This window comes from Moraxella sp. CTOTU46711, assembly GCF_031975715.1.
GTDB lineage: Bacteria > Pseudomonadota > Gammaproteobacteria > Pseudomonadales > Moraxellaceae > Faucicola.
On record NZ_DALYMP010000001.1, the window covers coordinates 535,570 to 557,599 of the forward strand.

At 42.6% G+C, this 22,030-nt stretch carries 20 protein-coding genes and 1 pseudogene; 6 read left to right on the plus strand and 15 right to left on the minus strand.

What is annotated here, in order from left to right; genetic code table 11:
* Nucleotides 1-82: 82 nt before the first annotated feature.
* Together RTJ53_RS02305 and RTJ53_RS02310 are read right to left on the minus strand one after the other, a co-directional pair.
* Nucleotides 83-514, minus strand: a pseudogene (locus tag RTJ53_RS02305) (Rrf2 family transcriptional regulator); the annotation flags it as partial.
* Nucleotides 515-706: 192 nt separating this feature from the next.
* The gene (locus RTJ53_RS02310; RefSeq protein ID WP_312275667.1) at nucleotides 707-1,369 is read right to left on the minus strand and encodes a hypothetical protein; all 663 of its coding nucleotides are present in this window, start codon (nucleotides 1,367-1,369) and stop codon (nucleotides 707-709) included.
* Nucleotides 1,370-1,817: 448 nt separating this feature from the next.
* On the opposite strand from RTJ53_RS02310, the gene RTJ53_RS02315 reads away from it, so the two are divergent.
* Nucleotides 1,818-2,090 (plus strand): HU family DNA-binding protein, encoded by a 273-nt coding sequence (locus tag RTJ53_RS02315; protein ID WP_007116691.1) that lies wholly within the window; start codon nucleotides 1,818-1,820, stop codon nucleotides 2,088-2,090.
* 171 nt (nucleotides 2,091-2,261) lie between these two features.
* Here RTJ53_RS02315 and RTJ53_RS02320 read toward each other — a convergent pair whose 3' ends face one another.
* Together RTJ53_RS02320 and RTJ53_RS02325 are read right to left on the minus strand one after the other, a co-directional pair.
* Nucleotides 2,262-5,315, minus strand: coding sequence for a lytic transglycosylase (locus RTJ53_RS02320; RefSeq protein WP_312275668.1), 3,054 nt, complete (start codon nucleotides 5,313-5,315; stop codon nucleotides 2,262-2,264).
* Between the two features lie 227 nt (nucleotides 5,316-5,542).
* Nucleotides 5,543-6,052, minus strand: coding sequence for a hypothetical protein (locus tag RTJ53_RS02325; RefSeq protein ID WP_312275669.1), 510 nt, complete (start codon nucleotides 6,050-6,052; stop codon nucleotides 5,543-5,545).
* A 346-nt stretch (nucleotides 6,053-6,398) separates the two neighbouring features.
* Between RTJ53_RS02325 and yajC the strand changes: the two genes are divergently transcribed.
* The 5 genes from yajC to RTJ53_RS02350 all read left to right on the plus strand — a co-directional run bounded on the left by yajC (nucleotide 6,399) and on the right by RTJ53_RS02350 (nucleotide 11,280).
* The gene (yajC, locus tag RTJ53_RS02330; RefSeq protein ID WP_081454568.1) at nucleotides 6,399-6,743 is read left to right on the plus strand and encodes a preprotein translocase subunit YajC; all 345 of its coding nucleotides are present in this window, start codon (nucleotides 6,399-6,401) and stop codon (nucleotides 6,741-6,743) included.
* Between the two features lie 169 nt (nucleotides 6,744-6,912).
* Nucleotides 6,913-8,808, plus strand: coding sequence for a protein translocase subunit SecD (secD, locus tag RTJ53_RS02335; RefSeq protein WP_312275670.1), 1,896 nt, complete (start codon nucleotides 6,913-6,915; stop codon nucleotides 8,806-8,808).
* A gap of 112 nt (nucleotides 8,809-8,920) precedes the next feature.
* Nucleotides 8,921-10,069: a protein translocase subunit SecF gene (secF, locus tag RTJ53_RS02340; RefSeq protein ID WP_312275915.1), complete on the plus strand. Its 1,149-nt coding sequence runs from the start codon at nucleotides 8,921-8,923 to the stop codon at nucleotides 10,067-10,069.
* A 70-nt stretch (nucleotides 10,070-10,139) separates the two neighbouring features.
* Complete coding sequence (locus tag RTJ53_RS02345) at nucleotides 10,140-10,847, plus strand: AzlC family ABC transporter permease (RefSeq protein ID WP_312275671.1); 708 nt, start codon at nucleotides 10,140-10,142, stop codon at nucleotides 10,845-10,847.
* 61 nt (nucleotides 10,848-10,908) lie between these two features.
* Complete coding sequence (locus RTJ53_RS02350; RefSeq protein ID WP_312275672.1) at nucleotides 10,909-11,280, plus strand: AzlD domain-containing protein; 372 nt, start codon at nucleotides 10,909-10,911, stop codon at nucleotides 11,278-11,280.
* Between the two features lie 43 nt (nucleotides 11,281-11,323).
* Here the strand turns inward: RTJ53_RS02350 and purF are convergent, their stop codons facing one another.
* The 11 genes from purF to RTJ53_RS02405 all read right to left on the minus strand — a co-directional run bounded on the left by purF (nucleotide 11,324) and on the right by RTJ53_RS02405 (nucleotide 21,790).
* The gene (gene purF, locus RTJ53_RS02355; RefSeq protein WP_159770135.1) at nucleotides 11,324-12,859 is read right to left on the minus strand and encodes an amidophosphoribosyltransferase; all 1,536 of its coding nucleotides are present in this window, start codon (nucleotides 12,857-12,859) and stop codon (nucleotides 11,324-11,326) included.
* Nucleotides 12,860-12,976: 117 nt separating this feature from the next.
* Entirely contained in the window at nucleotides 12,977-13,492 is a 516-nt protein-coding gene (locus RTJ53_RS02360) for a CvpA family protein (protein ID WP_312275673.1), read from the minus strand.
* A gap of 24 nt (nucleotides 13,493-13,516) precedes the next feature.
* Complete coding sequence (locus RTJ53_RS02365; protein ID WP_312275916.1) at nucleotides 13,517-14,560, minus strand: quinone-dependent dihydroorotate dehydrogenase; 1,044 nt, start codon at nucleotides 14,558-14,560, stop codon at nucleotides 13,517-13,519.
* A 271-nt stretch (nucleotides 14,561-14,831) separates the two neighbouring features.
* Entirely contained in the window at nucleotides 14,832-15,344 is a 513-nt protein-coding gene (locus tag RTJ53_RS02370; RefSeq protein ID WP_312275674.1) for a DUF4870 family protein, read from the minus strand.
* Between the two features lie 74 nt (nucleotides 15,345-15,418).
* Entirely contained in the window at nucleotides 15,419-16,477 is a 1,059-nt protein-coding gene (locus RTJ53_RS02375; RefSeq protein WP_312275675.1) for a hypothetical protein, read from the minus strand.
* A 16-nt stretch (nucleotides 16,478-16,493) separates the two neighbouring features.
* Nucleotides 16,494-17,804 carry a TolB periplasmic receptor gene (locus tag RTJ53_RS02380; RefSeq protein WP_312275676.1) on the minus strand — a complete coding sequence of 437 codons (1,311 nt, stop codon included), beginning with the start codon at nucleotides 17,802-17,804 and terminating at the stop codon, nucleotides 16,494-16,496.
* A 126-nt stretch (nucleotides 17,805-17,930) separates the two neighbouring features.
* Nucleotides 17,931-18,896: a cell envelope integrity protein TolA gene (gene tolA, locus RTJ53_RS02385; RefSeq protein WP_312275677.1), complete on the minus strand. Its 966-nt coding sequence runs from the start codon at nucleotides 18,894-18,896 to the stop codon at nucleotides 17,931-17,933.
* A gap of 116 nt (nucleotides 18,897-19,012) precedes the next feature.
* Complete coding sequence (gene tolR, locus RTJ53_RS02390; protein WP_076776109.1) at nucleotides 19,013-19,480, minus strand: protein TolR; 468 nt, start codon at nucleotides 19,478-19,480, stop codon at nucleotides 19,013-19,015.
* A 63-nt stretch (nucleotides 19,481-19,543) separates the two neighbouring features.
* On the minus strand, nucleotides 19,544-20,272 hold the full coding sequence (tolQ, locus tag RTJ53_RS02395) for a protein TolQ (protein WP_312275678.1): 729 nt from the start codon (nucleotides 20,270-20,272) through the stop codon (nucleotides 19,544-19,546).
* Between the two features lie 274 nt (nucleotides 20,273-20,546).
* Entirely contained in the window at nucleotides 20,547-21,293 is a 747-nt protein-coding gene (locus RTJ53_RS02400; RefSeq protein WP_312275679.1) for a hypothetical protein, read from the minus strand.
* Nucleotides 21,294-21,430: 137 nt separating this feature from the next.
* The gene (locus RTJ53_RS02405; RefSeq protein ID WP_312275680.1) at nucleotides 21,431-21,790 is read right to left on the minus strand and encodes a hypothetical protein; all 360 of its coding nucleotides are present in this window, start codon (nucleotides 21,788-21,790) and stop codon (nucleotides 21,431-21,433) included.
* Between the last annotated feature and the right edge of the window lie 240 nt (nucleotides 21,791-22,030).

A 22,030-nucleotide genomic window follows, 5' to 3' on the forward strand; every position in this document is an offset into this window, starting at 1 on the left:
TTGCTCGTTGTGATACGGGTGCCTCTGTCATCGGATTTACCGCAGATTGATCCTTATGCTGCATATCTTCAACCATCAAAATTTGACGCTCAGAAATTTCACGGATAATTTGACGATTAATAAGCGTATCTAGTGTCACGGTGGACAAATAGTTTTCAATTTGCTCAGACAATCCATTCCATAAATCATGGGTTAAACACATGGCGCCGTCTTGGCAGTTACCCTTACCTTCGCAAGCTCTAGCATCCACCGACTCATCAACGGCTGAAATAATGGTCATAATCGAGATTTCATTGATGGGTTTGGCAATATGGTAACCGCCTGACGCACCGCGAGTGCTTACCACCAAACCTTTTTTACGCAGCTTTGAAAACAACTGCTCAAGATAAGAAATAGAAATCTCTTGACGTTTTGCAATATCAGACAATGACACAGCCAATTCATGTTTTTGCTCTTGCAATGCCAAATCTAGCAGCGCTGTCACTGCATAGCGTCCTCGGGTTGTCAATCGCATAGTAGCCCCACTTAAGTTAAAAATTTAAATCCGTTCAAGCACAGTAAGCTGTGAAAACACGTTTTATGGTTGGTATGGCTATTATATGAAAATCCGAGTCTTTTAGTCAAGATTAATTCTTACTAAAACACTCGGATTTATTTACTTAATGATAAGCAATTTTTTATCAAAGCCATACACGAGGAATTGGGATTATTTTACCGCCCAGCCAATGGCACAAATGATGAATAATACAAAAAATGCGATTGCCGCGCGTTTCATCCATTTATTTTTACTGTTTAATTCTAAAATTTGTGCTTCAAGCGCTGTTTTTTGTAGATTTGCGGCGTTGACTTGGCTATTGAGTGCCTCGACTTGTTTTTTGTAGTCAGCATCAGTTTTGATAGGTTTTTTGACTTTTTGTTTGTCTTTATCCCCTTTGACTGATTTTGTGATGACTTGTAATAGCTGATTGATACCAATTTGATGTAAAAAAGCCTTCACCTCTGCCGTCTTTTGTGCTTCGCCGCGGATTTGTAGCTGCTCGATAGTTTTGGGCTGGTTGGTAAATAAATTCTGGGCGATTTGCCAAGTAAAGCCATTGATGGTCACGTCGACCTGCTGAGAAGGCTGTAATTGACTGTCTAATAAAATGCCGTTAACGGTAAAAGTCACATAAAAAGTGACGTTTGGGATATAAGCGTGAATACGAACGACAGTATTGGTAGTGGCTAAAGGATAGACAACCTTACGAAGATCTGCGTCAAAACGTAGCAACAGGGTCAGCAAGGTTTCAATAATCACTAATACCACATTGAGCGCTGTCGTGGCTATATTGCTTGGGGCATTGGTCGAAGTTTGAAAATTATCGTTCATTAAATTTCCACAAAATTAATCAAATATGGGTTTTGTAATTTGTCGATAGTGTAGCTTTAAAAGGGTGTTAATAACATTAATTATTGTAAGTCTGGTATAAAACACTGTCAGTCGTTGAGTATTAGTCAAAAAATCATTGCGAGATTGATTCTTAGCCACTTTTACTCACTATAGTCGTATATATCAATTTTTAGCGGTTTTTGTTGAAATAAAATGTTATTGTTTGGTGTGACAACGGCTATATTTTGCAAAAACACGTTAATCAATGCTTAATTGCACAGAAATTATGATTAAACTGCTTGTGAAGCCGTTGGAGTTTACTTATAATCGAAGCATAATTACTTATGCAGCACTTGATACTCAAGGCTTTGCGCCTAATTACTTGTCAAGTGTATGCTTTGTATATATAACGTTTATTTTCGTCCCTAAAAATTTGAAGGATATTCTTATGAATAAGTCAGAACTAGTTGATAGCATTGCTAAAAAAAGTGGTCTTTCTAAAGCCCAATCAACTGAAGCATTAAATGCCTTTATCGCAACGATTGGCGAAGCGATGAAAGCCAATGATACTGTGTCATTAGTTGGCTTTGGTACGTTTAGCGTAAAAGAACGCCAAGCACGTACAGGTCGTAACCCACAGACTAAAGAAGAAATCCAAATCCCAGCAAGCAAAGTGCCAAGCTTTAAAGCAGGTAAAAGTTTAAAAGATATGGTTAACTAATTAACCCTATATCTCTTTATAGCTAAAAAAGCGTATTTTTAATTAAATACGCCTTTTTATTGCCTTAATAGCTATGAAAATCAAATACAAAAAACCATGTAAAACAGATAAATAAAAAAACCACTAGTTTGCACAGTGGTTTTTTTATTCTATAAACTAACTATAGTTAACCTATTTTGGCACTGTAATGGTTTGACCCACTTTTAGCGACGCTGTTGGCGACAAGTTATTTAGACTAGCCAGCTCTTTAGGGCTGATGCCAAAGCGTCCTGCCAAAGAAATTAAGCCTTCGCCTGCTTTGACTTTATAGGTTGTTGTGGTTTTTGGAATTTTGATGTTTTGACCAATTAGTAACGACTCATTACCTTTTAAGTTATTTAAAGCGGCAAGTTCACTTTTAGAAACGCCATATTTTGCACTCAAGTTTGTCAGGCTATCACCTGATTTTACTTGGTAGGCTTGTGCATCACTACGATCATATTTACTTACTGGCTTTGACGCTGGCTTGTTATCATCCTCTGATTGGGCGTTTTTGGCTGCTTTGGTCTCTTTTTTTGTTTCTTTTTTGCTCTCGGGTTTTGCAGAGTCGCGTTTGACGATAGGTTCGCGGGTCGCTGTCACACTAGCCACCGTACCCAATCCCGCTTGAGGAATAACCAGTTTTTGCCCTTGAATTAAGTTTGCCGTCGGTTTTAGATAATTGGCTTTGGCCAAGTCTGCTACCGTTAAATCAAAGTTATTGGCGACACTACCTAAACTATCACCTGGGCGTACTGTGTAGTTAATCGATTTGCCAGCTAGCGCATATTTGACCTTTTCAACTGTGACAGGCACGATGATGACTTGTCCTTTTTGCACACGATAATTGGTGTTAAAACCGTTGACATCAGCAATGTCTTTGGGCGATACGGATAATCGATCAGCGATACCCGACAAGGTATCACCCGTCTGAACCGTATACCGACTTGATACCGGTTGCACTTCAGCTCTAGCAGGGGTAGGCTTCTGCGCTGCCGGCTGTGCCGCTGGCGGCTTTGGCATTTTGTCTGGAATTAACCACAAGTTTTGGTTGGTACGCACTTGATAAGTTACTGGTAAATTATTAAATTTTGCTAACTCACTGACATTTAGATCAAACTTGTCGGCGATGCCTGTCAAGGTATCCCCCGCTTGCACGACATAGCTATTGGCTTTACGTTTTGGCGCTTCCGCTACTTTGGGTTCGATAGGCTTGGCGTTGTATAAGTAAAGTGTTGAACCGGCTAGCAAGGCAGCATTTGGGTCAATTTGGTTCCATTCAGCGATATCTCGCCAATTCACGCCCATGCGACTGGCGATATTTGCCAAGGTGTCGCCAGCTTTGACTTGATAGATGCTGCGTGTGCCGCTCGGACGTTTTTTGGCAGCCGGTTTGCTAACCGTGACAGCTTTGCTTGCACTGGTGGTATTGGATTTGCTCGTGACTGCTTGCGCCGTGTTTGGTGCTTTACCATTTAAGCTCGACGCTTGGGTAATTTTGACCTCTTTTGGCAATACCACTGGCGGCTCTTCGTAACTGAGTTTTTTGGTTTCGCCTTTAGCTTCTAATATAGATTGCTGGGTCTGGATGGCATTGAGCTTGATATTACCATCTGTAGGGTTAATCGCTTGCTCTACTTGTGGTGCGGTTTTTTCAATTTCTTTAGCAATCAAGTTACGCTCTTGATTGGATAAAGGTGGCTCTTGCACCACGGTGTTGTTGGCACTAACAACCGCTGAAGTGGTTGGTAATGTATTGGTAGACTGCATTTCAGCGGTCACTATTTTTTGCTCAGTGGCGGTAATCGGTGGTTCTTTGATGACCGTATTGCGGCTTTGGATACTTGGCGTACTAGGAATGGGGGCGATATAAGTCGTGGTTTGGTTTTTAACCATACTAGTTGCCATCGCCGCCAAATCGCTGCTAGAGGATGGCAAGTTAACTGTTTCTTTTTTACTATAGGCTTGTTTGGCGGCACTGAGTGAATCACCCTGACTTGTGGTCGTAGTTCGGGTTTGGTTGCCTAAATTTGTGGTCGGTGTGTTATAAGTCGGTGTAACAGTTTTAGGGGTGACATAACTATTGTTTGCCAAATAACCTTGTTGACTCATATAACCATTACCCCGTAACTGGGTGATTTTACGGTCAATTGATTCATTGAGATCATTGGGAATCAGAATACGGCTTGGGCCTGACATATCTACCGCACCTGCAATCAACGCAGGATTTAGAGCGCGCAGTTCATCGTAGCTTACGCCTGTCAGACTGCTAATTTCATACAAGCTCACGCCAACATTGGCGGGGACACCTCTAAAATGCTGACGGTTTGCAATTGCGGGTAAATACACATTGTAGGTACTCGGATTTTTGACAATTTGCGCCACTGCCAAAAATCGAGGGACATAGTTCATCGTTTCAGTGGGTAGTTTGAGCGACCAATAATCCGTGGGTAGCCCGCGCGCTGCATTGTAATTAATCGCAGATTGGATACGACCAGGACCGGCATTATACGATGCCAATGCCAATTCCCAACTCCCAAATTGGTTATACAAGGCGGTCAAATAGTCATAAGCGGCACGGGTTGACTCAATCACATCACGGCGACCATCAAAGGTACTGGTTTGATTCAACCCATAAATACGACCTGTACTTGGAATAAACTGCCATAAACCTGCAGCAGATGCGTTACTGTTGGCATTCGGGTCATAAGAGCTTTCAATCACAGGCAATAATGCCAGTTCCGTTGGAATATTACGACGTTCAGCTTCGCGCACTGTATAGTATAAATAGCGGCTAGCACGCGCTGTTAATCGGTTTAGATAGTCTTGGCGGCTAATAAACCAACTTTTCTGCGCTTCAATACGCGGATCGTACACATTTGAGTTCATACGAAAATTGACGCGCAGTCTATCCCACAGATTACCATAGCGCTGAACCAACAAAGCGTTATTCTCTACCATGGTCATGTCGGTGGCTTCAAGCAGCCCTTCCAGTTCATCCAAACTATCCATATCCAGTAACGCTGCATTTTCTTGCGCGCTACGCACCGTACTTTTGCTGTGACTGGATGATCCCATCATGGGTTTACCCGCTGGACTGGTGGTGCTGGTTGGCGCACTGCTACAGGCTGCCAAAATAATAGAGGAAATAGCTAAACTTAACGGTTTGATAGTTTTTTTTGATGAATGGCTTATCGAAAGCAACATGATAATTCCTAGCTCTTTTTTGCAATTTAGATGTAGGACATATATCCATCCCATAGCGTAAAACTATGAAAGAATATAAGCTAAAATTTGACATTATAAATAAAAAAACGGCTGTGATTTCAAGCCAGTGAAATTAAATATTGGCTGAAATTATACTAGAATCCATAAAAAAAGTGGCACAAAACTTTTGTACCACCCTGTTTAACACCACTTTTAATACTACTAAATTAGTGCTTTTCAATCACAAGCTGGCTAATCGCCCTAGACAATAACACCGAGTTACCGCTTTCAGCAAAGGTAATACGTGAAGTTGTTACTAAACGTGTCGTCACATTATTTTCGACGATGACTTCTGTGGTTATGGCATCTGCTTTGGCATGGTTACCGCTAAATACCACATTGTTTAATTGTATATCATAGCCATATCGCGTTGCTTTTGACCAGTTGTTTTGCAGCAGGTTTAGATAATTGCTTTTATTTAAGGTGGTGGTTTTTCCTCTACGCGACACAGATATCAAGGCATCATCGGCCACTAGGCTTGCAACGCGAGAAATACTTTTGGCATTTGCTGCAGCCGCCATCGCAGTACCGTAATTATCGATATCACGCTGGGTGATTTCAGCGTTTGCCAGCGTTGGGACGGTTAACGAAGTCGCCATAACTACACCTAGCCATAGTTTTGACTTTACTTGCTTTCGGATTTTATCAATCGGTTGAAAATTTAACGTGATAGTCATGAGATTTTCCTTCAATTGGTAACACCCAATTGTTTGACCCTAAAAGAAATAATTTGTTACAACTAAGCATAGCATAACCATTAACTTTATTGTTACTTCATTGTTAATTATCAAGCATAAAATAGTGAATAACCCTAATAAAACCCTGTGACCCTCATATCCCAAACTATCCAAAATCGCTAGATTGCCAAAGCAATCATCGTTTTTACAGCGGTGAATTATTTCAGCAAACAAGGGTTAATCATTTATTAATTTGGCTAAATCGGTTATCATTACAGGTTGTTTTTATCACCATTTTATGACTAAATCTCAATTGAAGGGTATTTCAACTATGCTACTTACCGCTATTTTAGCATTTATCCAATCTGCCCATGCGGAAGGTGCGGCGGCAGCGCCTACTGGAACGGGTGCTTCCACCATCATGCAAATGCTATTGCCATTGGCTTTTTTTGCTATTTTTTACTTCATTATTATCCGACCACAAAGCCGTCGTAACAAAGAGCATCGTCAAATGATTGATGCCATTAAAGAAGGCAATGAAGTGGTATTTGCCGGTGGCTTGATGGGAAAAATCAAAAAACTTCAAGGTGAATATGCGGTTGTAGCATTAAATACTACCCAAGAGGTGATGGTGCAACGTGCCTCAATCATTTCGGTATTGCCTGTGGGTACCATTGATAGTCTTAAATAATTGCTGATGCAGCTCACCTGTCAGGTTGGCGACCTAGCATTCTGTTAAGTTGCCAACTGGCTATTATGATATTGTACTGCCTTGTTGATCGCGGTTAATAGCCCTACGGTTAATAAACCTTGTAGAACAACTAGTTACCTAAAAAAATCAAGTTTAAGAAGTCAAGATTATGCACTACCCTGCTTGGAAATACTTTTTAATCGGCATTGTGCTGCTACTGAGCACCCTGTATGCCCTACCAAACCTTTATCCAGACAAGCCCGCCGTTCAAATCACGGGGGCTTCCGCTAGCACCACATTGACCAATGATGTGCTAAAGCAAGCGGAAACCATCCTAAATGCCGCCAATATCCCAACCAAAAACAACAGTTTTGATGGTAAATCAGCCTTGTTAAAAATTGGTGATGAGTCGACTGAAACGCAGCTTAAAGCGCAACAAGTGCTAAAAGAAAAGCTTGGCGACAATTACGTTGTGGCACTGAACTTGGCGCAAACTACGCCAACATGGCTACGTAATATTGGCGGCAATCCTATTAAATTAGGCTTGGACTTGCGTGGTGGTGTACGGTTTGTACTAGAAGTTGATATGAGCAAAACCGTTTCTCAGCGTTTGGAAAACTTAACCCGAGATATTCGTACAGAGCTACGCAACCAAAAAATTGCCGTGACCAATTTACAAGCAGGGCAAAATAATCTGACGTTAAACTTTGTCGATAATGCCGCGCGTGATCAAGCCATTAATGTGTTACGTAGTCGCTTTGGGACAAATTACGAATTACAACCGCTCATCAATGCGGGGGGTCCAGCGATTAACATGACCTTGACCCAGTCGACGATTTCACAAATCTCTCAAGATGCGGTTACCCAAAACTTGACGACTTTGCGTAACCGTATTAATGAGCTAGGCGTGGCTGAAGCCGTGGTGCAATCACAAGGTGCCAATCGTATTGTGGTGGAATTACCGGGGGTACAAGATACCGCAGAAGCCAAACGGGTCATTGGTCGTACCGCCAATCTCGAATTTCGTATGGTCTCTGACCAAAACAATACCTTCCAAGCCAATCCATCTGGGGTATTGCCTGCAGGCACTGAAGCCTACTCATTTGGTGAAGTTGACAGCCCACAAAAAACCTTATTGGAACGTCAAGCTGTAGTCACCGGTCGAAACGTACAAGACGCCCAAGCAGGGATGGATCAAAACGGTCGCCCCCAAGTGAATATCACGCTGGATAACGCGGGTGGTCGTTTGATGCAAAATACCACAGCAAAATCGGTAGGCAAACAAATGGCGGTGCTGTTTATTGAAAATAAGCAGCGTGTCACCTTCCAACCAGACCCAGTGACGGGTCAAAATAAAGAAGTAAGAACACCTTACGCAGAAAGCCATATTATCAATCAGGCGACCGTTCAAGGCGTCTTTGGCTCAACTTTCCAAATTACGGGCTTAGATAGTAATGCAGAAGCCTCAGAGCTGGCTTTGTTACTTCGTGCAGGTGCGCTAGCGGCGCCCATGTATTTTGTTGAAGAACGTACTATTGGTCCATCATTGGGACAAGACAACATCCAAAAAGGTATGTTCTCTACCCAAGTCGGCTACTTACTCGTGTTCTTATTTATGATTATTTTTTATCGTTTATTTGGTTTGATTGCCAATATCGCGTTGATTTTTAACTTAATGATGATTTTAGCCATCATGTCATTGATTGGTTCTGCCCTAACCTTGCCGGGTATCGCAGGTATCGTGTTAACCATCGGGATGGCGGTGGATGCCAACGTACTGATATTTGAACGCATCCGCGAAGAGCTTGCCAACGGCGCCAGACCCAAATCTGCGATTGTGGCGGGTTTTAACCGCGCATTTACCAGTATTTTTGATGCACAGCTGACTACCTTGATTGTCGCATTTATTTTATTTGCGATTGGTACAGGTCCGATTAAAGGTTTTGCTGTTACCTTAGCCATTGGTATTGCCAGCTCTATCTTCACCTCAGTGACCGTCACGCGTGCACTGGTACAGTTAGCTTATGGCTACCGCAAAACTGTCAAACGCCTAAGTATTGGTTAAGGAGCGAATAATGAATGATGATAAGTTAGAGGATCTAGAAGGTTTAGACGGCTCAGAACACATTAACCCCGAGCAAAAACTCTCCGAGCTGGGCGTACGTCGTAGTGATGAAATGGCATCAAATACACAGCACCGCAAAACGCCGCGCCGTAATGGTAAAGGGGTGAATAAAAATTTGGTCAAGCAGCCCGCTACTCCCACCGATAATGCAACCCAAAACGCTGGGTCAGCGGTGGCTAACCCTGCCACGTCTGAATTTTCGGCAGAGGATTTTGGCGGTGAAAAACTCTTTGCGGGTCGGCGTATTATTGATTTTTTAAAGGTAGCTAAACCTTTTGCCATATTATCCGCCATTTTAACGGTTCTTGCCTTAGTCGCTATTTTAACCAAGGGTTTAAATTTAGGCTTAGACTTTACAGGCGGTGTGTCAGCCACGGTTGTTTATGAGCAACCGGTACAACAAGCCCAAGTTCAGTCAGCCTTAGCGAGCCATAAAATCAATGACAGTGTGGTGCAATATTTGGGCAGTAACAAAGAAATTTTGGTACGCCTGCCCCCGCAAAAACAAATCGAAGGGTTATCCAACTCTCTCGATACTGCGTTAGATTTACCCAACAATAATGCCACCATCAAGAACATTGACGTGGTTGGCAGTCAGGTAGGTAATGAGATTTATGTCAGCTCCTTGGGGGCAACGGCACTGGCATTACTGTGTATGTTTATTTATGTGATGGTGCGTTTCCAAGCCAAATTAGCCTTAGGCGCGGTGTTGGCGTTATTCCATGATAGTATTATCACCGTGGGTATTTTCGCATTTTTCGGATGGCCGTTTGATTTGACCGTGCTTGCCGCGGTGTTATCACTGATTGGTTATTCGATTAACGATACCATCGTCGTCTTTGACCGTATCCGTGAGAATTTTCGCCGTGTCCGTGGTGCTAGCCCAACGCAAATTGTCAATTTATCGCTCACTGAAACGCTACGTCGTACTATTATGACCATTTCAACGGTGCTGCTGGTGGTGGTCGCGATGCTGCTGCTTGGCGGTGAAAGCTTACATTGGTTCTCTGTAGCATTGCTCATTGGCTTGATTTTAGGTACTTTCTCATCGGTGTATATCGCCAGTGCGATTCCACTGTGGCTCGGTATGTCGCGCAAAGACTTTATTGTCGAAGTCAAACCAGAATTTGTTGAGGACGAAGTGGTTTTTGAAGACCGTAATGCGCCTATCTATGACAACAAAGTATTAGATAATCAATAAATGATTTGAGCGGCAAAAATACCCTACTTGCTAGGGTATTTTTATGGCTAGAATCTAAACAAGAATAGCAATGATGACAAATGAATTAATGAAAAATGGGTTATGGCAACAGGCGTTTAAAGTAAGTTTTCCTGTGGCAATGGGCTATATCCCTGCAGGGATTGCCTTTGGCGTGTTGTTTGTGGCAGCAAAACTTCCTATATGGGCGGCGATTTTATCTAGTATGGTGTTATACGCGGGTGCGGCGCAATATGCTTCTATTACGCTGTTAGCGGGCGGGGTTGGAATTTCAACCATCGCCAGCAATACCTTAGCCATAAATTTGCGCCACGCTTTTTATGCCATTCCTTTGTTAAAACAATTACCAACCAATCCTATCAGTCGATTTTATTGCTTGTTTGCATTAACCGATGAAACTTTTTCCCTATTAACCACCCTTCCTGAAAATGAACGCCAAAGGCTGATACTACCGGTGAGTTTGCTCAATCAGTGTTATTGGGTTATCGGTACCATATTGGGCATTTTGCTGGGTGCAGGGCTCAATGATTGGGTGCCCCATTTGGATTTTGCGTTAGTGTGCTTATTTGCTATTTTAGCCTACGAGCAGTTTAAAGCAGTCAAGGCTTACTATCCCATATTCATCGCCATCATTGCGTTCACAGCGGCGTTTTATTTTATATCCGATTGGTTGCTACTATCAGCGATCTGCGTGAGTTTGGGACTCATTATCATCCACTTTTTTATGGGCAATAAATCTGCTCATGAGCAAGCTCTCTGACAGTTCAAACTATCTGACAGCTCAACCGCCAAAAAATTTATCCATTAATCGTTAGAATATTATGAACTCACCACCTGATAACTTTTATTTAGTCGCCGCTACTTTTGCCATGGCTTTGGTGACTTTACTCACCCGCTTGACCCCGATAATTTTGCCAAAGCGTTTATTGGATGCGCCCTTGTTGCTCGCGGTGAATAAAGCATTGCCATTATCCGTGATGACGCTGTTGATTTTAACTTCCTTGCATTGGCAGCAGCCTAAGCCTATAAGTATGAGTCTGGGCTTATCGCCATTACTTGTGGCAGAGATATTAGCGCTGATAGTGGTGTTGCTCAGCTATCATTGGAAAAAGCAATTACTGCTAAGTATGCTAGTAGGGATTGCTAGCCTTAATGGGTTTTTATGGGTATTAAATCTGATAGGTTTTCAATAGCCATAAAAAAAGCCCAACTTGGGCTTTTTTTATGCAGGATAACTTATACCTCGGTTTGCACCCCGACGATATCCACAGGCGTATCGGCCACGTCTTGTATCCCAGATTTTTTCTGTTTGGCTTTATCACTGCGTTTACGCTGCAATTCATCCAAATAATCTTCATCAATACCACCGGCGATGTATTTGCCATCAAATACCGAGCAATCAAATTTTTTGGCATCGCTGTGTTTGTCTTGTACCGCTTCAATCAAGTCATCCAAATCTTGGAATATTAAACGATCCGCGCCAATGATTTTACACACTTCTTCCACACTATGACCTGAGGCAATCAGTTCATTGCGCGCTGGCATGTCAATACCATATACATTGGGATATTTGACGGGTGGCGCCGCACTGGCAAAATACACATTATTGGCGCCTGCATCACGTGCCATTTGGATAATCTCGTGGCAAGTCGTGCCACGTACAATTGAATCATCGACCAACAATACGTTTTTATTTCTAAATTCAAAAGGCACCGCGCTTAATTTTTGACGTACCGATTTTTTGCGCTGCTGTTGACCTGGCATAATAAAGGTGCGACCGATATAACGGTTTTTCATAAAGCCTTCACGGTATTTCACACCTAGATGCTGGGCAAGCTCCATCGCAGAAGTACGTGAGGTATCGGGAATAGGAATAACCACATCAATCCCGTGATCTTCGCCCCATTCTTTGATGATTTTCTGCGCCAAAGTCTCGCCCATACGCATACGGGCTTTATAGACAGAAATATTATCAATAATCGAATCTGGACGGGCAAAATAGACATATTCAAAAATACAAGGTCTAAATTCTTTGGCTTCGACACATTGGCGACTAAAGAAGTTATTGTTTTCATCAATAAAAATCGCTTCACCGGGCTTCACATCTCGAACGATATCAAAACCCAATGCAGTTAACGCAACTGACTCAGATGCCACCACATATTCAAAACCGCCATTTTCCGCTAATCGTTGACCAAAAATCAGCGGACGAATGCCATTGGGGTCACGAAATGCCAAAATACCATAGCCCGTAATCATAGCGACCACCGCATACGCGCCTTCAATACGTTTGTAGACGGATGTCATCGCTTCAAAAATATCATCGGGGCTTGGATGCTGGATACCGAGTTTTTGCATTTCATGCGCTAGCACATTGAGCAAAACTTCTGAATCAGAATCGGTATTAATATGGCGCATATCTTCCATAAACAGTTCTTTGGCAATCTCTTCGGCGTTAGTCAAATTACCATTATGCGCTAAGGTAATACCATAAGGCGAATTGACATAAAAAGGCTGAGCTTCCGCACTGCTAGACGTACCAGCCGTTGGGTAGCGTACATGCCCGATGCCTTGATGACCGACAAGACGCATCATGTGACGTGTCATAAACACATCGCGCACCATGCCATTTTCTTTACGCAAAAACAGACGGCCATCTTGACATGTCACAATACCCGCGGCGTCTTGCCCGCGATGCTGCAGCATAGTCAGCGCATCGTATAGCATTTGATTAACCTCACTGTGAGCGGCTATACCGACAACTCCACACATATTTTACCCCTTTGATTTTTCACGGATGGCTCTAAGACCTGATGAAAATTGAATGAAACTACCTTTTTTGCCGGCTGACAATTACAATACTTTAGCCGTCAGTCAAACTTACCAATACTATTGACCCATTTGCTCCATTTTATCGGCAGCGGTTTTACCCAGCGTGGTAGCAAGCTGTTGGGTGATTTGTGTCGCAAAAGGTGCCAGTGGCCGTAGCGCATTGGCAAACTTAGACTGCTGCCAAAAGTCACGTTGACTGACAAAAGGCGCAAGTAAACTCAGCAGCATCAACACAATGACCAAATTTTTGACCAAGCCAAACCCTGCGCCCGCCAATTTATCTAGGATGCTCAGCCTAAGCCCCTGCAAGGTTTTACTCATCACCCATAATACGATTTGCAGTCCCACGATGACAAATAAGCCAATTGCCAAGAATGCCGCAATGATACTAAGGCCAGTTGAGCCAGTGAATAACACAAAAAACGGCGCTAAAGGTTTTGCCAAATAACTGGCTAGCAGCAGTGCTAATAGCCAACCAAACATGCCCACCAGTGAGCGCATCAAGCCATTATTAAATCCTTGCCACAACCCGATAAACAATACAAACAACACTACCATATCTAACAAAGTCATCGGGTCAAGCTCGTATCATGGGATTTACAAAGTAGACGGTAAATGTTGGCTTAGACGATAACCGTCAATGGCTTCAACACAGGTTTGAATAAGCTCAGGTCCTTCATAAATCAAACCACTATAGAGCTGAATCAAATCCGCACCTGCTTCAATCTTTTTAACCGCACGTTGACCATTGTCAATGCCGCCTACGCCGATAAGCGCAACTGAGTTTGGTAAGCGTTCGGCAAACTGCTCAAGAACTTGGGTACTACGGTGACTGAGTGGTCGACCTGATAGCCCGCCTGCTTCTTGACTGGTTTTGTAATCTTCTACCCCATTACGGCTTAAGGTAGTATTGGTAGTAATCAGCCCATCAATATCAAAACGCACCAATTCTTTGGCAATATAATCAATTTGGTCTTCTTCCAAATCTGGGGCAACTTTCAGCACCAATGGTACATAATACTGATGTTGGCTAGCCAGTTGGCTGTGCCGTGATTTGATACCATCAAGCAGCGCCGTGAGCGCATCACCACTTTGCAGGTCACGCAGGTTTTTGGTATTAGGAGAGGAGATATTTACCGTAATATAAGACGCGTAAGGATACACGCGCTCTAGACAATAAATATAGTCATCTAGGGCATTTTCAACCGGTGTGCTGGCATTTTTGCCAATGTTAATACCCAAAATGCCTTGATATTTTGCACGCTTGACTTGCTCAATGAGATAATCGACACCTTTATTATTAAATCCCATGCGATTGATAATGGCATGGGCTTCTTTAATACGAAATAGACGGGGTTTGTCATTGCCAGGCTGTGGTTTTGGGGTAATCGTACCAATTTCGATGTAGCCGAACCCCAATGCCGCTAACGCATCGATATATTCGCCGTTTTTGTCAAGCCCTGCTGCCAAACCAACTGGATTGGTAAAGGTTAACCCCATACATTCAGTTGTTAGTTCTTGTTTACCGTACAAAAACCCGAGCATCCCAAATTTTTGCGATTTTTCGAGTAACGATAACGTGATTTCGTGGGCTTTTTCAGGATCGGTGTTAAATAAGAACGGACGAAGAAAGGCATACATAGTTGAATAAGCACTCACATTGCATGGGTGAATCTAATTGACTCTGCCCTTGATACAAGCAGAACTAACCTATTTAGCTTGAGAGATAGCACCCGTTAACGCGCTGCGTGATGACTATCTCGTCAAAATCAGAAAAGCTATTATATCAGTGTTGACGCCAAATAAACACCTGCAATTTTCTTTGCCTTAACGGCTATATTAACTACTATAGCAACTATTAACTCAGCTTATAGATTGCAGGTTCTAGCTTTTAATGTCCTATAATCAAAGGCTAAGGCACGGCTCGACCATTTGACAACGCAATCCAACCGCGAATAATGCGATACAGATGCCATAAGACTGTGGCGACGATTATCAAGCCACCTAAAGCACCGACAATAAAGCTACCACCCATTGTATGATTGCTATCAACGGCGGCGCCAAAAAATAGCCCGCCAGTCGCAAAAATCACCATGACAAAACCAATCACCCAAAAAAATATACTGTACCAAAACGTTTTGATTTGCCAATCAAAGTGACTATAAAGCCACGTGTTTCTAGCCTCATCGCGCTTTAAGTAATTCATCACAATCGGAATAATCCAAGTCAAACCCGCGGTAAAATAACTAAACAGCGCCAACGCATAAGTAATGTGGTTATAACTGATTTGGCTTTGGGTCACTGGTAAGTTTTGACTAAGCTGCGTGTATTGCGGTAACGCTGATGGATAACCATTCGCCCCACTACCAAATTGTGGGTTGACTGGGTCAGGTGTGTGAGAGTCTGTTGGTTTTTCTAGGTTCATTATAATTTTCCATCAATGATTATTACTTTTTTTATCGGGTCGTAGTATAGAATTTCAATTGATTGTTATTGACTTTAGGGTGTTACCCAAATCGGTTCTCGAATGGTAAATGGTCGGTGATTGCTATCGGCAAACTCGATAGTCCAGCTAACAGGGGACTGCTGTGGTGCCAATGGCTCAAAGGTTGGTACTGGGATGATTTTTATACGGTTTTTCGCTGAATACAACAAATAGTTGCCATCGGGTGAAAAGTTGGCAGGTTCAGCCAATCCTTCATCATTGATAGCGATACTTTTTTTAGTTGCCATATCTGCGAGCCTGCCTTGGCTATTATCGCTGACGTAAGTGATCAAACGCCCTGTGGGACTAATCCGAGCGATGGCATTGGTTTTACCAGGCAAGTTTAAAGGCAAAAATTGTTGTTTTGCAAAATAGTATTGATAAAGTTGCGGTTGTAAAAATTTGGCTTTATCTGACGTAAATATAAAGGATTGACCATCTGGCAGCCATACAGGGGCTAAATCAATCGCTGGTTGATGAGTCAGTTGTTGTTTAATATTGCCGCTGCTATCAGTCAAAAAAATCTCTGGATTGCCCATTTGGCTATTTGCTAATAACAATTGGCGTCCATCGGGGGAGATTGCCCCGCTAAAATTATGGGTGCGTTTGGCAGACACTCCAGAAACCCCAGAAACATCAGTGACTTGCAAAGTCGCTCTATCAAGGATAACGACTTTAGGATAACTTTTGCCTGCTTGAACCGTAAAAATCAGGCGGTCGCCTAAGCGACTAGCGGATAAGCTCATTATCGTCCCATTGACCTTATACAAAGTCTTTGGGTCGCTGCCATCAATTTGGATCTCAATCAGCTGCGCTTGGCGATTTTCCCCAAATCCGGTTAAATAAATAAAAATTAACTTGCCTGACAGCTGGCTAGCATCCATGTGCGGCAAATTGGTTGGCGCAGTCGCTATGACTTTGGGCAGTGAGGACGAACTTTGCAGGGTGGTGCTAGATATGTTTGTTGATGGCGAGCGCATGGTCTGACACCCTGTCATCGCCAAGCTAATTGCCATGACAATTGCCATAACAGCGGCGCACCATAAATGGGGTAATTGATAAACATGCTTCATGTTATGTGTGGCTTGGTTAAGGCAAAACATCATTGGCGTCTGGATTGAGCCAAAGTGGTCCATAAATCAAGCCATTGGGTACGCCATTTTGGGATGGGCTAATACTGATGGATTTGCCATTAGAGACAATGGTAATGACATTTTTATTGGAATAAATATAGTGTTGTCCATTGGGTGAGACCCCTGGGGCTTCACTTAACCCAACGTTATTGACAGCAGTTACCGAGCGCGAACCCAGATCCATCACTGCGCCTTGATTGGCACCCGACAAATAGGACATTTTTTTACCATCATTGCTGATGCGCCCCATGCTGCTCAGTCCGCCGCCCGTCAACCGCTGCTCACTACCGGTTGCCAGATTGTAGAGATAAATTTGACCTTTATTACCGCCTTTTTTACCACCGGCTCTGTCTGAAGTATAGACAAATGATTGCCCATCAGGCGCCCAACTAGGATAAATAGCCCCCACAGGGTCATTGGTCAAGCGACGAGAATTGCCACCTTGCGCCAAATAAATCTGCGGTATGCCGTTCTCAAAACTACTACTAAATATCACACGACCATCTTTACTCACGGACGCGCCATAGTTCATGGCTTTAAAATTCGTCAAATTGCTGACTGCCCCACTGACAATATTGGCAGACATGACCTGCGGATAGCCTAGCGTGTCGGGCTGAACTTGGAAAGTAAAGGTTTGATTGTCAGCAGAGGTATTTAGGGTTTTAATGGTACCGTTAAACTCATAAATCACTTTTGGGTTAAACCCATCCACATCAGAAATGACCAAACGTGAGACACGGTTTTTAGGCTTGCCTGTTTCCACCACATACGCAATACGCCCAGAAAAATCGCCTTTGATGCCTGTCAATATCTCATAGATACGGTCAGCAACCTTATGCCCTGCCATACGCAAACTTTGTGAGTTATTTTTGGTGGTGACGGTTTGCAGACCTTGCATCACCTCGCCTGTCGCCACATTAATGACTTCAAAATTGATTTCAACATTGCCACGATTGCTGCGCGTATTGCCGACCACCAGATAAGGGACGGCGTTATGCTGCCAGACAGGCAAAGTGACTTCACTACTGCTATGAGGCCGCTCTGGCAAATTGTTGTCTAAAATAAATTGCCCCAAATTGGTCAAATCATTGGTGACAATCCCTGAGATACTCTCCGCGCCAGCAAATGGTACGATGGCGACTTGCAAGTTAGAGCGTGGTGCCTGCTTGACTAGAGTAAAGTCAACATTGTCGGCAGCGTTTGCTAGAGGTGCCATCGCAGTGGTAGCCAAAGCAATGACTGCCGCTTTAAAAAAAGTCTTGTTCATAATTAGCCTGCAACATTTATAATTATTAAAAAATTGATTTTCAAATAATAGCATTGTTTTGCTCGCCAAAAAAGATTGCGCAAGACTAAGCGTTACCACACTATTTAGCTTTACTACTTAGTTTTACTATTTAGCTTTAAAATTGCCAGTCATGCTTCTTGCGCCATTTGGCGGGGGCGGCAGCGGACTTGATTGGTTGATTGCTTGTTGTAAGCTTGCTTTAAAAGCGGCATCACTACTGCCGCGAATAGTGATGTTACTAATTGTACCGTCCGCAGCAATGCTAAATGATGCCGTTAATGAATTACCATTACTATTGGTTGGTACATTCCAGTTTGCATCAATCATCGCCATGACTTGGCTGACATAGCCTGCCGAGCTCCCACCCGATGCACCACCACGTCTGCTAGAACCTTGACCGCCAGATGATTGCGATTGCGCTGCACCTGTAGATTGACCATCTTTACCCAAATCCAATGATTTTATATTATTGTCACTTTGCCGCTCGCTACTGGCATTGAGATTTTTATTATAGGCGGCATTATTCGCGCGTATTTCGTTTTTTACCTCATCAATATTGCTTTCGGCAATTTTATAATCTTGCAGATTTCGCTGCTGGGTTTCGTTGCGCTGGTTTAATTCATCAATCACGCCTTGTCTTTCAGCTGCTACTTCCCGGTCTAGCTTTTCAGCAAATAGCGCCTGCTCTTTTTCCCATTGCGCTTGCTTGGCAGCCAAATTATCTTTGACCGTTTCAATTTGATTCGTTGAGGTCGAATGGGGCGTGTTCATTGGCACAGTTGATAGGGTTTGGGAATTTAAAGACGGTGTGGGCGCATCAGCCATCTCGCCAGCCGTGGCTTGGTTTTGCGCAAGCTCATTTTGTTGGTTGGCTTTGATTTGCCCTTCCATTGCCGACAACTGCTCAGGGGTAATCAACGATGTTTCCATGGGCGCTGGTGGGGTGTTATGATAAAAGAAAAACAATAATCCAACTACCAAGGCATGGGCAATGGCACTGAGCACAATCGCCCATACTGGGTAATCAGGCGTTTTGACGGGTACATAGACTGAGGTCACTTCAGCATACATCGTCTCAGTATTTCCTTATTCTACCAAAAATGTTCAATCAAAAATTAAAAGGTCATCGTATTAGAAGGCTGCTTGATTAAAAAGCTACTTCATTAAAAAGCCATTTGATTAAAAGGCTACTTGCTGGCTGCTTTTGGCGGTGCCGTTAACAAGCCAACCTTTTGGATGCCCGCTTGCTGCAAGTTTGCCATTAATTGGATAATATCCCCATATTGGTTATTCTGATCGGCATTAATCATCACATTGACATTGGGCTTACCATCGAACTGGTATTGAGGCTGAGATTGTAAATTATTCAAAGTCGCGATTAGTGCCTCTTCGCTCATTGGCTCATCGGTTTTGTCTTGGGTACTTAAATATAGCTGCCCATCAGATTTTAGTGACACAATCACTGGTAACTGCGTGCCTTGCTGTAGTGATTTGGTTTGCGCTTTTGGCAAATCAATATCTACTCCCGTCGTTAGCATGGGCGCGGTCACCATAAATATAACAAGCAGCACCAACATAACGTCAATATAAGGCACCACATTCATACCCGCATTGAGTTTTTGTGGACGGCTACGGCTGTAAGGATTTGCTTTCATAGTGTCAAGTTGTTCAATAAAATTTATCTAACATTCATTTAGCATTTAGCGTTTAGCATTTATCTAGCGAGAGAGCGGAGGCATCATGGCAGGTGAATTGAGCCCTGTCGTTAAATTGGTAGCCGTATCCACAGTTTGTCGCAACAACATGCCTGTCATCTCATCACAGAATAGGCTACGACTTTGATAAACTTTATCGTTTTTTGCGGTAAAATGGTTGAAAGCCAGTGCTGCTGGAATCGCAGCAAACAAACCTAGCGCCGTGGCAATCAAGGCTTCGGCAATACCAGGGGCAACCGCAGCCAGTGTGGCTTGCGCAGAAGTCGATAAGCCCATAAAAGCCGTCATAATCCCCCAGACCGTGCCAAGCAGACCGATATATGGCGAGACCGAGGCAATACTTGCTAGTAATGGCAATCCTTGCTCAAGCTCGAGTTGTTGACGACCCAAGCCAACGCGAAGTTTGCGCTCGACGCCTTCAATGATTTCACTACGGGCTTGGGTGTTTTTGAGTAGTTTTAAAAACTCACTAAAGCCAATAAAAAAGATTTGCTCAAGTCCACTTCTATCTGGGTTACCTTGAACGCCTTTGTATAAGGTTGGCAATTCAACCCCTGACCAAAAGGTTTGCTCAAAATAATTATCGGCGCGCGTGGCAATTGCCAAGCGACTACTTAAACGAAAAATAGTGACCCAACACAACAAAGAAGCAAATAATAAAATGCCCATGATAATTTTGACGAAAATACTGGCATGCGTCACCAAACTAACGAGATCAATCGAGCCTTCCATAAAGTTATGCTTCCCCAACCATCCAAATTACTAAATATAAATTACTAAATATAAATCACTAAATATTTTGATACCAGCTTGTCAACAGCCTGCCAGCTATACCCGATTAAAACCAAAAACTAGTGCAATTATAAGGTCGAGCACTAGAATTAACATAAGCATATTGTAACCAATAACATTTGCTAATCGTATAAAAATTTTGGGACTTTGCTAGTATTGATAATGGCATGGCTGCTATGACTAAAAGCGAAGGCTAAAAAGATACTTATAAAAGTCATGGATCGGCAATAAACTGCTGTGTTTGGGCATAAGATTGTGCTTCTGATTTGATTAGCGCCAACCATTCATTGGCAATGACAGGATGCGACTGAAAATATGCCATCATCCAATGGGCTAACGGCGTAGGCACGGGTACAAATTGGGTAGAAGGCAAAATGGATTGGGTGCCATTGGTTTCATCACTGTCATACACAAGCTCAACCTGCGGATTTTTTTGAATAATTTCTACCCCAGTAATCTGCCAATTGGTAAAAGCGTTATCAATCGCATAGGGCAAAGCTTCTGTTTTAGATAATTTCGATGAGAGGTAGATAGGCTCAAATGTTTTGCTAGTATTCACCCAATGCAAACGCAAGGCAATATCAGGTTGTTGGTAAAACACCACCAATTTGCCAGCAAACTTTATTTGCCAAGGATCGACAACTTGGTTGGGATGAATGCCAAGCATTTGCGCAAATTGCTCTCGCGTCAGCAATCTATCAAAGCTTGCTAACAATTGACCATTTAATGGATGTTGCAGTTTGAGTAGGTCGGATAAATACTCATAATGGTAAATAAATTTCATAGGCAGGTGCTGTGAAATAACCCCATCCGTCACTTGACAGCGATGCACTTTCCAATGCGGCATGGTATCGGTGACAAGCGCAAGCAAGTCTATGATTGTATTATTTTTAGTTTTTGTTTGATTATCGAGTGTTAAATCGATATTTGGCGTATTAGCATCCGTTTGAGTGACTAGCAAGCGATTTCCTCTTAACTGGTTGGTTTATCACAATTGCTTCATTATAAAACTTTTTTCATTCATTTAAGCCAAAAAAAATCATTACATGGTGAAATGCAATGATTCATCTAAAAAACTGTTGTAGCTAATAGTTTTAGTTAATAATAAGCAGCGTTTAGCAATAAACCGACCGCTAAAAAAAACCAAATCATAAATACGACACTAAGCCATTTGCGATGATGTCGCCAAGATTCATTATCGATTTTGTTATCGGTTGTCAAATCATCCGTCAAATCATCTATGGCTGATTTTCTTGGTGACTTTGCAGACTTTTTAAAAATGTCTTTAAACCGTAAATCTCTGGTTAAGTGATTGTCCTCATCTTTTATGGTAAAAAAATTAGATGAGTAATTTGCCAAATAAGTTTGAGAACTAAGCGAATGCTGTAATGCCGATTTGACGGTCGCTTGGCGATAATCATGCTCAGCCACGTCAGTAAAAACTAACTGAGACGCCAAACTTTGAGATGCTAAGCCACTCCTTATATTGTCATGTGTTTTGTTAATCTTCATGTTAAATACCCCTTCTTGATAGGTAACATTATAGGGATATCGCGGCGTTATTTAATCATAGGTTTGATTGTGGTTTTGTTATACTTAGCTAACTTGTATTAGCAAATGTGCAGATTTGAAACCGTTTGTAAACCGCGGATAGTTAAACTCACTGACAGTTAATTTATACTTTGGCCAAGATTAAAC

Excerpts from the sequence above, each read along its gene's own strand:
- RTJ53_RS02310 (WP_312275667.1), bottom strand. The coding sequence starts at position 1,369 with ATGAACGATAATTTTCAAACTTCGACCAATGCCCCAAGCAATATAGCC.
- RTJ53_RS02315 (WP_007116691.1), top strand. The coding sequence starts at position 1,818 with ATGAATAAGTCAGAACTAGTTGATAGCATTGCTAAAAAAAGTGGTCTT.
- RTJ53_RS02320 (WP_312275668.1), bottom strand. The coding sequence starts at position 5,315 with ATGTTGCTTTCGATAAGCCATTCATCAAAAAAAACTATCAAACCGTTA.
- RTJ53_RS02325 (WP_312275669.1), bottom strand. The coding sequence starts at position 6,052 with ATGACTATCACGTTAAATTTTCAACCGATTGATAAAATCCGAAAGCAA.
- secD (WP_312275670.1), top strand. The coding sequence starts at position 6,913 with ATGCACTACCCTGCTTGGAAATACTTTTTAATCGGCATTGTGCTGCTA.
- secF (WP_312275915.1), top strand. The coding sequence starts at position 8,921 with ATGGCATCAAATACACAGCACCGCAAAACGCCGCGCCGTAATGGTAAA.
- RTJ53_RS02345 (WP_312275671.1), top strand. The coding sequence starts at position 10,140 with ATGATGACAAATGAATTAATGAAAAATGGGTTATGGCAACAGGCGTTT.
- RTJ53_RS02350 (WP_312275672.1), top strand. The coding sequence starts at position 10,909 with ATGAACTCACCACCTGATAACTTTTATTTAGTCGCCGCTACTTTTGCC.
- purF (WP_159770135.1), bottom strand. The coding sequence starts at position 12,859 with ATGTGTGGAGTTGTCGGTATAGCCGCTCACAGTGAGGTTAATCAAATG.
- RTJ53_RS02360 (WP_312275673.1), bottom strand. The coding sequence starts at position 13,492 with ATGACTTTGTTAGATATGGTAGTGTTGTTTGTATTGTTTATCGGGTTG.
- RTJ53_RS02365 (WP_312275916.1), bottom strand. The coding sequence starts at position 14,560 with ATGTATGCCTTTCTTCGTCCGTTCTTATTTAACACCGATCCTGAAAAA.
- RTJ53_RS02370 (WP_312275674.1), bottom strand. The coding sequence starts at position 15,344 with ATGAACCTAGAAAAACCAACAGACTCTCACACACCTGACCCAGTCAAC.
- RTJ53_RS02375 (WP_312275675.1), bottom strand. The coding sequence starts at position 16,477 with ATGAAGCATGTTTATCAATTACCCCATTTATGGTGCGCCGCTGTTATG.
- RTJ53_RS02380 (WP_312275676.1), bottom strand. The coding sequence starts at position 17,804 with ATGAACAAGACTTTTTTTAAAGCGGCAGTCATTGCTTTGGCTACCACT.
- tolA (WP_312275677.1), bottom strand. The coding sequence starts at position 18,896 with ATGTATGCTGAAGTGACCTCAGTCTATGTACCCGTCAAAACGCCTGAT.
- tolR (WP_076776109.1), bottom strand. The coding sequence starts at position 19,480 with ATGAAAGCAAATCCTTACAGCCGTAGCCGTCCACAAAAACTCAATGCG.
- tolQ (WP_312275678.1), bottom strand. The coding sequence starts at position 20,272 with ATGGAAGGCTCGATTGATCTCGTTAGTTTGGTGACGCATGCCAGTATT.